The organism is Nodosilinea sp. LEGE 07298 (assembly GCF_015207265.1).
GTDB lineage: Bacteria > Cyanobacteriota > Cyanobacteriia > Phormidesmidales > Phormidesmidaceae > Nodosilinea.
On the sequence record NZ_JADEXE010000196.1, the window covers coordinates 1 to 12,860 of the forward strand.

Genomic DNA, 12,860 nt, shown 5'->3' on the forward strand with positions numbered 1-12,860 from the left:
GCCCCTTGCTCTTCAGGGTCGATCTCCGAGAGGTTTGATTCTGGATGCGGTTGGATCGTCATGCCCCTTATGCTACAAACTTTTGCCCTATTCGCAATAGACCAGCTTTGTTGCGGTGACTAATTACCATTTTATTTACGCAACCATGCAAAATAACTGTTGCCGTTGCACTTTGACGTTATACACATAAACCAATGTCTGACTTGAATGATAAGCGAGAGCTCTCCGATTCCTTCTTGGATCTCTTTCTGGAGCTTGTCTATGAATCAGACCGCGCTGCTGTGGTCTTGGGTGCCGCTAAGCTTGACGAACTACTTCGCGAACTACTTGAATCGCAACTCATTCCACCACGAAATAGTAAAGACAACTTTACAGACAGCGACGGACCACTTGGAACGTTCAGCGCTAGAGCTCAAGCGGCATATAGATTAGGCTTACTATCCGAAGACGTTGCAAGCAAAATTGATTCATTTCGTCGTATACGTAACGAATTTGCGCACCGAATTGACATTGGCAAAATTGAAGATGCACCTATAGCTGATAGGATTTCATCAATGGCTAAACCTCTAAGGGGGCATTCTGGATACGATGTGATGTTTACGATTTTAAAGGAAAAGATGCCGCGTGCTTCCACGACAGCGATCGAACTAAGACTTGTTTGGGGTGTGCTGGCGTCGCGAATTCTCTCACAGATTGCGAATTCCAGAATTACACTTGGAACAAACTCTCTCGATTTCCTGCCACCAAATTGGAAGGTATAGCAAAAAGCGAGCGCAGAAAATCCAACAATCCCAGGAGTATTTTACTCTCAACCCACTGTGGTATTACATAATGCTAGATTATTAGATTAACGGTGGCTGTTGGGTTTCGCTAGCTCAACCCAACCTACCAATTATCAGGCAAGGGATTATTAAAATCCTCGCTCATTCATATCTGCCCCTGATGCAAACCTGAAGTGCGAGGTGCGCGGGAAGAATCAGAAGCTAGAGTAGCGCTACCTTTTACTAACCGAATAAAACTCAGCACCCGCAAAAGCAATGGTTCCGGTACAGATGCCAGCTACGCACAATAGTCTCGAAGGTAGTCATCTACATACCCTGCCAATGCTATAGGGCTATTTTGGCACAACCGGCAAAAGTTGCGAGGTGCATCATCAAGTTGCCAGCTGCTTTAGGTTGGTAAAGCGCCAGTGGGACACAACTCCCCTGATAGTTTGCTTGCCCAACAACCTACCTTAAGCGCACAAGTTCCTTCCCCCGTTTATGCGCGATCGCCGCACCCAAACCCCAGCAGCCACCTACTTTTTCACCGTCATCACCTGCGATCGTCACCCCTACTTCATTGCTATGAATTAAGGGCTGAAAGCTTAGTTGTTACCCTACTTAGATAGAGGTCGGCTTTGACTATGGTCTTAGCTCAAAAGACGGCGTGCTTCAATCATAGGCTACGCCAATCTGGCCCGGCAGCCTGTCTCCTGCGATCGAAGGCGCAGTATCAATGACTGGTCAGTGCAAGATCTGGGAGAGAAACTGACGGGTGCGATCGCGCTGAGGATTGCTGAAAAACTGCTGTGGCGTGCCCTCTTCGACAATTAGCCCATCGGCCATCAGTACGGCGCGATCGGCTACCTCGCGAGCAAAGCCCACCTCATGGGTGACGCACACCATGGTCATGCCGTCGGCTGCCAGGGTACGCATCACGTCGAGCACCTCTCGCACCATCTCGGGGTCAAGGGCGCTAGTGGGCTCATCAAATAGCATTACCTTGGGCTGCATGGCCAGGGCGCGGGCGATCGCCACCCGCTGCTGCTGCCCCCCCGACAGCTGGCCGGGGTACTTCTGGGCCTGGCTGAGAATGCCTACCCGCTCCAGAAGTTCACCAGCTTTATCTTTGGCTTGGGCCTTTTTCCAGCCCCGCACCTCCATCGGAGCCAGCATCACATTTTCGAGCACCGTCAGGTGGGGGAACAGGTTGAACTGCTGAAACACCATCCCCACCTCCCGCCGAATCACCTCGACGTTGCGCATCTTGTGGGTGAGTTCAGTGCCATCAATTTCAATTCGGCCCTTCTGGTAAGGCTCTAGAGCGTTAAAGGTGCGAATGAAGGTGGACTTGCCGGAACCCGACGGCCCCATGATCACTACCACCTCGCCCCGGCGCACCGTTAGGTCAACACCCTTGAGCACATGAAAGTTGTTGGCATACCACTTTTCGACGCCTTCAGCGATGATAACGGCGTTGGGGTCGTGGGCAACGGCCTGGGCAGCAGCGGTAGCCGGGTCAAGAGGGGTAGAAGTCATGGCACGGGGATGGGTAAAGGTAAAGGGTATTCGTGGTGTTAGAAACCCGGTTTCTTCTCGGCAATTGACCAAAGCACTATTCGCCTGAACTAGAAACCAGGTTTCTGGCTCCCTACACGTTGGGCAACTCTAGGGGTTCGCCAAACCACTTCTCTGACAGCTCATCAAGGGAGCCATCCAATCGGTGGTTGGTGACAAATACATTTAGCCATTGCAGCATGTCAAGATCGCCCCGCCGCACGCCGATGTAACAGGGCGAGTTGCGAATTACAAACTTGTTCTCTAGGTTGCGGCCCGGATTTTCCTGAATCACTTGGGCAGCGATGGTGTTGCCCACGGCAATCAGGTCTACCTGACCCGCCAGCAGGGCTGAGACCGTGGTGCTGTTATCGTCGTAGCGCTGGATGGTCATGTCCTCTGGCCCCCGGCTCGACAGATCCAGATCTTCGATCGCGCCCTGGGTGACACCCACCCGATACCCCGACAGGTCGTCGTAGGCAGATACCGCAACACCAGCGGCTCCGTAGATGCCCGAGAAGAAGGGGGCGTAGGGCCGCGAGAAGTAGATCGACTTGGCCCGCTCGGGGGTAGCCCCCAGACTTGAGATCACCACATCTACGCGATCGGTTTGCAGATAGGGAATGCGGTTGGTGCTGGTAACCGGCACCAGCTCTAGATCCACCTCTAAGGCTTCGGCCAGCAGACCCGCCACATCTACGTCGTAGCCCTGGGGCTGCATGTCGGTCCCGACAAAGCCAAAGGGCGATGAGTCTTGGGGTACCGCCACCCGCACCGTGCCCCGACTGAGAATTGCATCGAGGGTAGAGCCAGCGGTGGCTGGGGCACCGCCCTCGGCTGGTGCGGTGGCGGTAGCATCTCCCGCAACAGACTGATCCGTAATCGAGCCACCGCCACCGCAGGCAACAATGCCAACTACCATCACCAGGGCGATCGCGATCGCAGCCCAGGGCCGTCGCCAAGCTACCAAAAACCGTCTGGGGCTAGTGGATTTAGAGGAATTGCGCTGAACAGTCATGAGTCATGTCCTTGCATTTGCATTCTGTATGCAGAAATTTTCAGTAGGATAGGGCTTTTTTAACCAATGCCCTGTGTAATGCATTACTCACCAGTTCTGCAAATGCATCTTTCAGAACGGCTACTCAAACACGAACCGTCGCTCTAGACGCTTGCTGAGCAGCGACAGGGGAAAACAGAGGCAGAAATAGATCGCCGCCGCGATGGAAAACACCAGAAACGGCTGAAAGGTGACATTGCTGATCGAGGCCGCCGAGCGGGTCAACTCCACAAACCCTATTACCGAAGCCAGCGACGTGCCCTTTACCACCTGCACCGCAAACCCCACCGTAGACGGCACCGACATTTTCACCGCCTGGGGCAAAATGATCCGCTTGAGCTGTTTGAAATAACTCAACCCTAGGGCACGGGCCGCCTCCCATTGGCCCTGGGGAATGGCCTCAATGGAGCCGCGCCAGATATCGGCCAGAAAGGCGCTGGTGTAGGTGGTCAGGGCAATGGTAGCCGCCTCCCATGCTGACAGATTGATCTGAAACAGTACCGAAATGCCAAAGAACACCAGAAACAGCTGCATGATTAGCGGCGTACCCTGAAAAAACTCGATATAGACTATGCTGGGCAGCCGCACCCAGGCAACAGGCGAAATTCGCATCAGCATCAGCAAGAAGCCCACCAGGCCGCCCCCCACAAAGGCAATCAGCGACAGCACAATTGTCCAGCGAGTAGCCAACAGCAGACTGTAGGTAATGTTAGTCAGGGTGAAATCTTGCATAGAGGCAGCACTTGCGATTGGTAAGACAAATAAACCGACGCAGTCCTCAGCGCACGTAGCGCATGAACCCAAAAAAGCGGCGCTGAACCAAGTAGGCCACCAGCTTCACGATCCACACCATGACCAGGTACAGCAGCGAAATAAAGAAATAGATTTCAAAGCTGCGGAAGGTGCGCGATTGCAGGTAGCTGCCCACAAAAGTCAGCTCTTCAGCAGAAACCTGCGACACCACGCTAGTAAACAGAATGGCGATCACAATCTGACTCACCAGGGCAGGGTAGATATTCCCCAAGGCAGGCACCAGGATAATGCGCCGGAAAATCTGCATTTTTTTCAGGCCCAGGGCCAATCCGGCCTCCACTTGGCCTTTGCCAATGCCCTCAATGCCCGCCCGCACAATCTCGGTAGAGTAGGCCCCAAAGTTGATTGCCAGGGCCAGCACCGCCGCCTGCCAGGCTGTCATTCGCAGGCCCACGCTGGAAAAGCCGAAGTAAAAGAAAAATAACTGAATCAGAAACGGGGTGTTGCGAAAAAATTCTACGTAGGCGACAGCAATGCCGTTCAAAATGCGGTTGCCGGAGGTGCGGCCCAGGGCACCTAAAATACCCAGCAGTAGACCCAAGAAAATAGAGGTCATGGCCAGCTGCAGCGTGGCGATCGCCCCCTGAATAAAAAAGCCCAGGTTATTAAATATTACGGAGTAGTTTGGCGTGTATCCCATAAATTGAACTGCTCCCGACAGCCGAAATGCAGCGAAGCGCTAAGGCAAAACTTTGTAGATTCTCGATAGAGTTATACTCCAGCCATCAGAGGTGGTTTGTAATTCTTGGCACATTTAGTTTCTGCGCGGGCGGGCAGGCGGAGATGTCAGGAGCCAACGGCTGTCCTACTATGGGGGATGGACAACGGCTTACGAGCGAATCGCTATGGTGACAACGTTTTCATTTCGGGTTTCAGCCCGGCCAGGGGTGCGGCAGCTGATGGAGGCCGTGGGGGGAATTGCGATCGCCCTCACCACCTGGACAGCAGCCCCAGCCCCAGCCGCCCAAAACCCGGTGATTCAGGTCGGCATTGTGCAGCGCTTTGGCGAAAACCTGCAAGACCGCATCACCCTCGAAGCCTTGCCCGGCGAGCAGCTCACCCTAAACTTTGACACCCAGGGCCAGCCCCAGACCGTCACCACCACCCGCGTGGTGCTGGGCCTAGCCCCCGAGCCACTGCCCGAGGCCACCCTGGGCGAACGCGTAGTGCTCAGCAACCACCGCAGCTTTGAAACCGCCGAATACAGCGCCGAGCAGTGGCGACAGCGCGGCATTGAGCCCGAAATTGCCCAGCCCGGCAGCTGGGAGGTGTGGGCCAAGCGCGACACCTACAACAGCCCCCTGGTGCGCCGTCTGCTGGTGCAAAACCTAAAGGCTCAGGGCTTTAGCGAAGTCTTTCTCGACAGTCGGGTGCTGGGCCAAGTGCCCAAGGCCTACTTTGAGGCCAACGGCTACCGCTACCAGCGTGACAGCCTCGATATTCGCGCCAGCGGCGGACGGGTGCGGGTCATTCAATCGGGAGAGACGCCGGTAACCCGCGTCTACGGCGGCACCCTGCGGGTACAGCCCAACACCTACGGCACCTACACCCTAGTCAACAGCGTGCCGATCGAAACCTACCTGCGCGGCGTGGTGCCCCACGAAATTGGCCCTAGCGCCCCGGTGCCCGCCATTCAAGCCCAGACAGTACTGGCCCGCACCTACGCCCTGAGGAATTTACGTCGGTTTGCGATCGACGATTACCAGCTCTGTGCCGATACCCAGTGCCAGGTGTACCGGGGGCTGACGGATACCGCACCCTCGGCCGACCAGGCCATTCAGGCCACCCAGGGGCAGGTGCTCACCTACGAGAACGAGCTGGTCGATGCCCTCTACTCCTCTACTACGGGTGGGGTTACCGCCGCCTTTAGTGACGTGTGGGATGGCCCCGATCGCCCCTACCTGAGGCCAGTGGTCGACTCGGTCTACGGCCTATGGAATATCAACCAGTACCCGCTCAACACCGAAGAAAGCATCCAGCGGTTTTTGGCGATCGATGAGGGGTTCAACGAAGACACCTGGCGGCTGTTTCGCTGGCGCAACGAGAGCACCCTGGCTGAGATCACTCAAGATCTCAAGGGCTATTTGGGCAAGCGCCAGCACCCCATGGCCGGGCTTACCCAGGTCAACTCGGTGCGGGTCTCTGAACGGGCCAACTCGGGCCGGGTACAGGCGATCGATATCGAAACCGATCTGGGCGTGGTGCAGCTCAAGAAAGACGAAATTGTGCGGGTGCTAACCGCTCCCCGCAGTCTGCTGTTTTATGTCGAGCCGATGTACCAAACCCCAGCCGCTGTTGGCACGGCTCCCCCCGTAACTGAAGGGTCGCCCCCGGCGGCCAGTTCACAGATGGTGGGCTATCGCTTTGTGGGCGGCGGCTGGGGCCACGGCGTCGGTATGAGTCAAACCGGCTCCTATAGACTGGGCAACCTGGGCTGGACCTACCCGCGCATTTTGCAGTTCTATTACCCCGGCACCACGCTACAGCCCATTGGCGACAATATTACCTTCTGGCGCGATCCGATTCAGAAGTAAGGGACTCGCAAGAAAATAAGGTACCTGCTGATTGGACTTCGACTTCGCTCAGCCCTCGATCACTGAAGAAGGTACTTGCTGATCGGACTTCGACTTCGCTCAGCCCTCGATCACTGAAGAAGGTACCTGCTGATTGGACTTCGATTGCGCTCAGCCCTCGATCACTGAAGAAGGTACTTGCTGATCGGACTTCGACTTCGCTTAGCCCTCGATCACTGAAGGTTGAGCGAAGTCGAAACCTGGCTACCTGGTACACCACTAACCCGCAGATCTCTAAGCGTAAAGAACTTGTAAACATTCCCTTAGAGAAATTTGATCCGCACGGTAGCCTATAGGCAGTTATCCCCCTGTTGAGCTGTCAGGAGCTATGGGTCATGGTCTTCAACATTCATCAGCTAGACAATCTCGACTACGACGATGCCGAGCCGTTGCTAGAAGACTACATTGACGGGGCGCTGGAGGCCTTTGCCGCCTCGAAAACTGGCCAAGCCCACGTTGAGCAAAACCCCGTAGGAGGCGACTGGATTGGCAGCTTTATTGAAATAGCCTACATCTACGGCGGGTATACCCTGCCCAAAATGACTAAGGCCAATGTTCAAGAGGTAATGGAATATATTCTGCCTCGCAAGCTGACCCTGCTTGACCCCAGTGATACCGATGGGGCGATTGATGAACTGGTGCCATTCTGGATGTTCATCGACGAGGTTTACAAATTTCGCAGCGCCAAGGCGATCGCCAAGTACCTGCGCTCGATCGAAACCAAGTTTCCGCAGTGGATGTTTGATCCCCAGCGGGGCGGCATCGCCAAGAACTTTCTCACCCAGGGTATGGCGGCTGGGTTTGATATGACTACCCAGGAGGGGTTAACCGCCTTTCAAGCAGAGTACAACCGCAATTTACCGGCTCGTCCGCCGATGCCGCCTACAGTGCCGATGCTCCCGGCAGAATTTCTGACAGAATCCTTTGAGATGACCACCCCACCCGCTGATATGCAACGGGCCTTTGAGGAGTTAGGCATTGAGATACCTGCCGAGGGGGAAATGGTCAACCCTATGCAGCTGATAACGCAGTTTTTTGGCGGTCTCATGAAGATGGACCCTGATGCCGCCGAGCAGCTGATGGCTGAATTAGAAGATGATGAACTAGAAGATGATATTGAGCCCTTGGCCCCGCCCGGTCGGGGGACCATGGCCGACCTGCGCATCAGCCTACTGCAAAGTAACCTTGGCGAAGAAATCGCTCTCTCTGCAGCAGACCAGGCGGTGTTAGAGAATCAGACCATTACCGAAACTGCCCCAGGCACCATTCTGCAAGATTTTCAGACGACTCTGGAAATTATTGATGACAAGGGCATACCGGTGAGCGGCAAGCGCCAGCATGTCTCACTCAAGGTGCTAGAAGATTTGAATCAGCGGCTGAGCCACCCTATTCAAATTGATCTAAAGCGGCCTCAGCAAAAGTCGTACCCCAATATTCACGGGTTGTATCTGCTGCTGCGGGCCACGGGCATTACCGATGTGGTAACCCAGGGAAAGCAGTCTCGGCTGGTGCTAAACCCAGCGGTCTATAACTCATGGCAGCAGCTCAACCCCACGGAAAAATACTTTTCGCTACTGGAGACCTGGTTCATTCGCAGTCACCCTGAGATGCTGGGCGAAGACCGCAGTGGGCCGCTAATGGTAGGCGATCGCTGCATCCAGAGCTGGCCCAAGCTGACCCAAAAAGCCACCGTCACCTTTGCCGACTACAGCGCTCAAAGCCAGTTCGTCTACTACCCAGGGCTGGAAAACCTCGTGCTGATGGAAATGTTTGGGCTGATTGCTATAACCCCAGGCCAGCCTGACCCTGGCAAGGGCTGGCGGTTCAAAGCGGTAAAGGCCGAACCCTGGGGCAAGGCCCTGATCACCTTGCTTCACAAAGCCTATCAGGCGGTCGACTACGAGTGGCCCGGTGCCATCGACCCGACTCAGCCCCTGGGCGAATTGCAGCCAGTGCTGCAACCCTATTTCCCGGCCTGGCAGCAGAGCCTGCTGGTGCCCAGTACCGAATTTCGACCGGGTAGGCACATCTTTAAGGTGTCGCTGGGCAAGATATGGCGACGAATTGCAATCGCCGGAGCGGCGACCCTAGACGTCTTAAGCAGCTTGATTTTAGACTCAGTCGAGTTTGATCACGACCACCTCTATCAGTTCACCGTCAAAACTCCGACCGGCCGAGTGATGCAAATTAGTCATCCTTTTGCTGAGGGCGATTTGGCTACCGATGAGGTCAAGGTGGGTAGCCTGCCGCTGCAGATGGGCAGCACTATGGACTACCTGTTCGACTTTGGCGACTGCTGGGAGTTTCAGCTTGTTTTAGAAAAGATAGAGGAAAACCTAGAGCCTGCGCTGGCGGCTGACTCTGCAAAAGGGTTGCAAAAGATTAAACAGACCAAGACCGCTAAGCGCAAAAAGCCTCAGCCCCTGGGAGAAATTTTGGAGGTTCACGGCGAGGCTCCAGAGCAATATCCTGAGGGAGATTGGTAGGGATGGGCGCGATGGTTCAAGACCGGCACCCAAGGGCGATCGCCGCCCCCAGCACCTCAGCCATCGTCGATCAAACAGGAAGGCAACGTCTTCCTTTTGAGCTAGGGTTACTCCCTTCTAGCGATAGAGTGAGAGAGCCTGCGGTCGCATTAATGTAATAAAGGAAACCTGAACTAGGAGGCCTTTAAGATGGCTAATTCAAAGTCAGAAGATAAAAGCAAGGCTAAGAGCAGCAGCGAAGAGCAAGATGGGTATAACACTCCCCTTGATCCGATGCAGCGTCACACCGGCATGTACGAAGCAGGTGATGGCAAAGAAGAAGCCCAACCCGAAGGCGGCAGCAGCAACACCGGCCTAGAGGGTGCTCCCAACCAGGGTACTGAAAAGCGCTAGAGCCTTAGCTTTTAGAAAGCTTAACTGGTAGTGGTGTTTTGAAGCGATCGCATGAACTGCGATCGCTTTTTTAATATAGCCAGAGTCACCTAGGTTAGGACATCTATAAAGCCTGAGAACGTTCAAACGTTTGAACGTTCTCAGGGAAACAGTCCTCACCAGACTTGCTACAGCTATGCCCCTATTTTGATGGCCCTAGAATGGCCCGGTAGCCAGGTCCAGCTCTGCCGTCAACCAGTCGATAAATTGACGCGCGGCGCGGCCCGATCGCCCGTTGTGCCGGGTGGCCCACTGTAGGGCACGGGCGGTCAGGTCGTCATCGGCGAGGGGAATGTGGGCCTGGGCGGCCAGGTGCCTAACGATGGTCAGGTAGGTGGGCTGGTCGGCGGGCTCGAAGGTGAGGGTGAGGCCAAAGCGATCGCTGAACGACAGCTTTTCCTGCATCGTATCCCAGGCCTGCACATCGTCCTGGTCACTAGGGCGGGGGCGATCGCCAAAGAATTCTCGCACCAGGTGACGGCGGTTAGAGGTGGCATAGACCACCACATTGGCGGGGCGGGCGGTGGTGCTGCCCTCCAGCACGACCTTGAGCGATTTGAACGTGTCGTCGTCATCTTCAAAGGAGAGGTCGTCTACAAAGATAATGAACTTCTGCGGGCGCGACTTTAAGTCGCCCACAATTTGGGGCAGCGCTTGCAGATCGCCCTTGGCCACCTCCACCAGCCGCAGCCCCTGGGGCGCGTACTCATTCACCAGCGCCTTCACCAGCGAAGATTTGCCCGACCCCCGACTGCCGTAGAGCAGCACGTTGAGGGCCGAGTAGCCCTTGAGCAGGGCCAGGGTATTTTGCACCAGCTGCTGGCGGGGATAGTCGTAGGCGGTGAGCTGACCTAGGCCAATGGGGTCGGGGTCGGCGATGCCCTGGAGCGATCCACTGCGCCAGCTAAAGGCGCGGTACTGGGCAAACAGCCCGGCACCGTGGCGGCGATAGTGCGCGGCCAGGTCGGCTACAGCCTCGGCCCAGGGAGCCTCAGGGGGCAACGGCAGTGGCGATGAAGGGGTTTCGGCAATAGTCCAGGCTACCGGGGGGGCAGGCAGGTGCGCGATCGCCTGCACCCACCCGGCCACCTGATCACCGCTGAGCTGGTGCAGAGCCTGGAGCTGATCTAAGTCGTGGCCAGCGGCGGCGACCAGGGCTGGCGGTAGGTCGTTGTAGGATGTGGCCTGGGCCTGGGCCGTAAACGGATTTTCGGCGTAGGCCATTTGCCACAGCAGGTGAGTGCCCCAGCTGGTGCCCGTACTGGCCAAAGCCTGAAACCAGGCGGCATAGCGTCTTGAGCTGAGGGCCGCATCCTCGATTTGTAGAGCATCGAGTAGGGCTAAAAACGTTTCACCTACGGCAGTCTGAAACACCCCTCCGTAGAGCAACAGCCCGTCGAGGCGCTGGCGGTACTGATGCACGTCGGCCTGGGCGGCGGCTAACTCTGGCATGCCGTTAGTAGTTTTCAAGGGGCTGAGGTAGTTGCTGGGATACTGACAGAATGCCGGATGATGCCGCCCCGAGGCAACTGGGGTCGAGATACTCTAGACCAGGCGATCGCAACTATTGATCTGCGGCGCAAGCTTAGATACTATTCTCCGGGAGCTAGGGAGCAGGGGGGCTAGGGAGCCAAGCAATTCGGAATGGTGGGCATATTTCAGCCGTCGAGTCCTAGTGATCTGCCAAGCTAAAGGTGACAGGTTAGTGGGGATTCACGGTGTACGGTTTAAGGTTCACGGTAGGCCTTAAACCGTACACCGTGAGCCCTGTACCCTAGGCCGTTAGAGCTGGTCAAAATCCAACTTGGTCAAGTACTGGCCGTCTTCTATTATTAAAAGACAGAAGGTATTAGAAGACAGAAGGCAGTGGTTACGCCCCAATTTCGGCCTTCATGCGCTCTAGAGTCTGCTGCATCTGCTGAAACATCATATCGGGGGTCATACCAAACTGACCCAGCTGGGTTTTGAGCTGTTCTACAGTCATCTGAGCCTGAAAATCTTCCGACAGCTCAAAACGCTTCATAAAGATGTGGTAGCGGTCCATCATCGCTTCCATTTGGGCAATGTACATCTTCTTGCCCTCGCGGTCGAATTTGCCGTAGTTGCCGCCTAACTGCACCAGCGATTGATAGTCCTGAAACAGCTGCATGGCCTCTTGCTGGACAATTTCTGAATCAAAAAATCCCATGGCTTATATGCGTTTTACGCTGAGAGCTAATGTGAGTCATCTCGCTACACCTGAATGGGCAATCCCCCAGTGGGCAATCCAAACGAGTGGGTATCGAGCCTTCCAATATTAGAATCGTAAGGTTTAGATTAGCCCCCGGCCAAGGGTAGATAACCCTACTTAATCTCTTCTTCGATTCGATCTTGTCGCTTGGCGTTAGAATCGTATAGCTGATTGACGACACCCGCCGAGGTGCCACCAGCGCGCTGTACGTTCGAGAGAAACTCCATGTCACAAGGTCAAGGGTTTGGGTTTGGGTTAGGCAAGATGAAGGAGCTGACCGAAGCCTTCAAAAAAGCCCAGCAGATTCAAGAAGGGGCCAAGCAGCTACAGGAAGAGCTGGAGCAAATGGAGATCGAAGGCGAGTCGGGTGGTGGCCTGGTCAAGGTGACCATGAGCGGTAACCAAGAACCCAAGGGTGTGACGATCGCTCCAGACGCCCTCAATGAAGGGGCCGAGGTGCTCTCTGACCTGGTGACGGCGGCGATGAAAGATGCCTACGAAAAGTCGACGGCTACCATGCGCGATCGCATGGAGGTACTTACCGGTGGCCTCAACCTGCCGGGCATGTAGGCCCCAGCGCTATGACCACCCGCCTTTTATTTGTCTGCCTGGGCAATATTTGCCGGTCGCCCTCAGCCGAAAACATCATGAATCACCTGATTGCGCAGCGGCAGCTGGGTGACCAGGTGATGTGCGACTCGGCGGGTACGGCCAGCTACCACGTGGGCAGCCGCCCCGATCGCCGCATGACCCAGGCCGCCAAGGCCAGGGGAATTGATCTTGTGGGGCAAGCCCGCCAGTTTGATGTCATTGACTTCGATCGCTTTGACTACATTCTGGCTATGGACCAGCAAAACTATCGCGACATTATGGCCCTCGACCCCACCGGTCAGCACGCCGATCGAGTGCGGCTCATGTGCGACTTTTGCCGTACCCACCCCGATCGCGAAG

12 protein-coding genes are annotated in these 12,860 nt (G+C 55.7%); 6 read left to right on the plus strand and 6 right to left on the minus strand.

All coding sequences use genetic code 11. The features are described from left to right. The first annotated feature begins 194 nt into the window (after window positions 1–194). Entirely contained in the window at window positions 195–761 is a 567-nt protein-coding gene (locus IQ273_RS22335) for a hypothetical protein (protein WP_194025369.1), read from the plus strand. A 744-nt stretch (window positions 762–1,505) separates the two neighbouring features. On the opposite strand, the gene IQ273_RS22340 is transcribed toward IQ273_RS22335, so the two are convergent. From IQ273_RS22340 to IQ273_RS22355, 4 genes are all read right to left on the minus strand, one after another. Then, the gene (locus tag IQ273_RS22340) at window positions 1,506–2,300 is read right to left on the minus strand and encodes an amino acid ABC transporter ATP-binding protein (RefSeq protein ID WP_194025370.1); all 795 of its coding nucleotides are present in this window, start codon (window positions 2,298–2,300) and stop codon (window positions 1,506–1,508) included. 112 nt (window positions 2,301–2,412) lie between these two features. Further along, window positions 2,413–3,336 carry a transporter substrate-binding domain-containing protein gene (locus tag IQ273_RS22345; protein ID WP_228053605.1) on the minus strand — a complete coding sequence of 308 codons (924 nt, stop codon included), beginning with the start codon at window positions 3,334–3,336 and terminating at the stop codon, window positions 2,413–2,415. Window positions 3,337–3,456: 120 nt separating this feature from the next. After that, entirely contained in the window at window positions 3,457–4,107 is a 651-nt protein-coding gene (locus IQ273_RS22350; RefSeq protein WP_194025371.1) for an amino acid ABC transporter permease, read from the minus strand. A gap of 46 nt (window positions 4,108–4,153) precedes the next feature. Beyond that, window positions 4,154–4,828, minus strand: a complete 675-nt coding sequence (locus IQ273_RS22355; RefSeq protein ID WP_194025372.1) for an amino acid ABC transporter permease — start codon at window positions 4,826–4,828, stop codon at window positions 4,154–4,156. A gap of 205 nt (window positions 4,829–5,033) precedes the next feature. Here IQ273_RS22355 and IQ273_RS22360 point away from each other — a divergent pair, with 205 nt between their 5' ends. The 3 genes from IQ273_RS22360 (at window position 5,034) to IQ273_RS22370 (ending at window position 9,640) form a co-directional block, all read left to right on the plus strand. Continuing rightward, window positions 5,034–6,722, plus strand: coding sequence for a SpoIID/LytB domain-containing protein (locus IQ273_RS22360; protein ID WP_194025373.1), 1,689 nt, complete (start codon window positions 5,034–5,036; stop codon window positions 6,720–6,722). 374 nt (window positions 6,723–7,096) lie between these two features. Beyond that, window positions 7,097–9,247, plus strand: a complete 2,151-nt coding sequence (locus tag IQ273_RS22365) for an IS1096 element passenger TnpR family protein (protein WP_194025374.1) — start codon at window positions 7,097–7,099, stop codon at window positions 9,245–9,247. Window positions 9,248–9,436: 189 nt separating this feature from the next. After that, complete coding sequence (locus IQ273_RS22370; protein WP_194025375.1) at window positions 9,437–9,640, plus strand: hypothetical protein; 204 nt, start codon at window positions 9,437–9,439, stop codon at window positions 9,638–9,640. A 195-nt stretch (window positions 9,641–9,835) separates the two neighbouring features. Here IQ273_RS22370 and IQ273_RS22375 read toward each other — a convergent pair whose 3' ends face one another. Then, window positions 9,836–11,131, minus strand: coding sequence for an ATP-binding protein (locus IQ273_RS22375; RefSeq protein ID WP_194025380.1), 1,296 nt, complete (start codon window positions 11,129–11,131; stop codon window positions 9,836–9,838). A gap of 418 nt (window positions 11,132–11,549) precedes the next feature. Further along, entirely contained in the window at window positions 11,550–11,867 is a 318-nt protein-coding gene (locus tag IQ273_RS22380; protein ID WP_194025376.1) for a DUF1825 family protein, read from the minus strand. 267 nt (window positions 11,868–12,134) lie between these two features. On the opposite strand from IQ273_RS22380, the gene IQ273_RS22385 reads away from it, so the two are divergent. Both IQ273_RS22385 and IQ273_RS22390 read left to right on the plus strand, forming a co-directional pair. Then, on the plus strand, window positions 12,135–12,479 hold the full coding sequence (locus IQ273_RS22385; protein WP_194025377.1) for a YbaB/EbfC family nucleoid-associated protein: 345 nt from the start codon (window positions 12,135–12,137) through the stop codon (window positions 12,477–12,479). An 11-nt stretch (window positions 12,480–12,490) separates the two neighbouring features. Beyond that, window positions 12,491–12,860: low molecular weight protein-tyrosine-phosphatase (locus tag IQ273_RS22390; RefSeq protein ID WP_194025378.1), on the plus strand; the 370-nt coding region annotated here is incomplete at its 3' end.

Coding starts and splice junctions, on each gene's coding strand:
- IQ273_RS22335 (WP_194025369.1), top strand. CDS start 195: ATGTCTGACTTGAATGATAAGCGAGAGCTCTCCGATTCCTTCTTGGAT.
- IQ273_RS22340 (WP_194025370.1), bottom strand. CDS start 2,300: ATGACTTCTACCCCTCTTGACCCGGCTACCGCTGCTGCCCAGGCCGTT.
- IQ273_RS22345 (WP_228053605.1), bottom strand. CDS start 3,336: ATGACTGTTCAGCGCAATTCCTCTAAATCCACTAGCCCCAGACGGTTT.
- IQ273_RS22350 (WP_194025371.1), bottom strand. CDS start 4,107: ATGCAAGATTTCACCCTGACTAACATTACCTACAGTCTGCTGTTGGCT.
- IQ273_RS22355 (WP_194025372.1), bottom strand. CDS start 4,828: ATGGGATACACGCCAAACTACTCCGTAATATTTAATAACCTGGGCTTT.
- IQ273_RS22360 (WP_194025373.1), top strand. CDS start 5,034: ATGGTGACAACGTTTTCATTTCGGGTTTCAGCCCGGCCAGGGGTGCGG.
- IQ273_RS22365 (WP_194025374.1), top strand. CDS start 7,097: ATGGTCTTCAACATTCATCAGCTAGACAATCTCGACTACGACGATGCC.
- IQ273_RS22370 (WP_194025375.1), top strand. CDS start 9,437: ATGGCTAATTCAAAGTCAGAAGATAAAAGCAAGGCTAAGAGCAGCAGC.
- IQ273_RS22375 (WP_194025380.1), bottom strand. CDS start 11,131: ATGCCAGAGTTAGCCGCCGCCCAGGCCGACGTGCATCAGTACCGCCAG.
- IQ273_RS22380 (WP_194025376.1), bottom strand. CDS start 11,867: ATGGGATTTTTTGATTCAGAAATTGTCCAGCAAGAGGCCATGCAGCTG.
- IQ273_RS22385 (WP_194025377.1), top strand. CDS start 12,135: ATGTCACAAGGTCAAGGGTTTGGGTTTGGGTTAGGCAAGATGAAGGAG.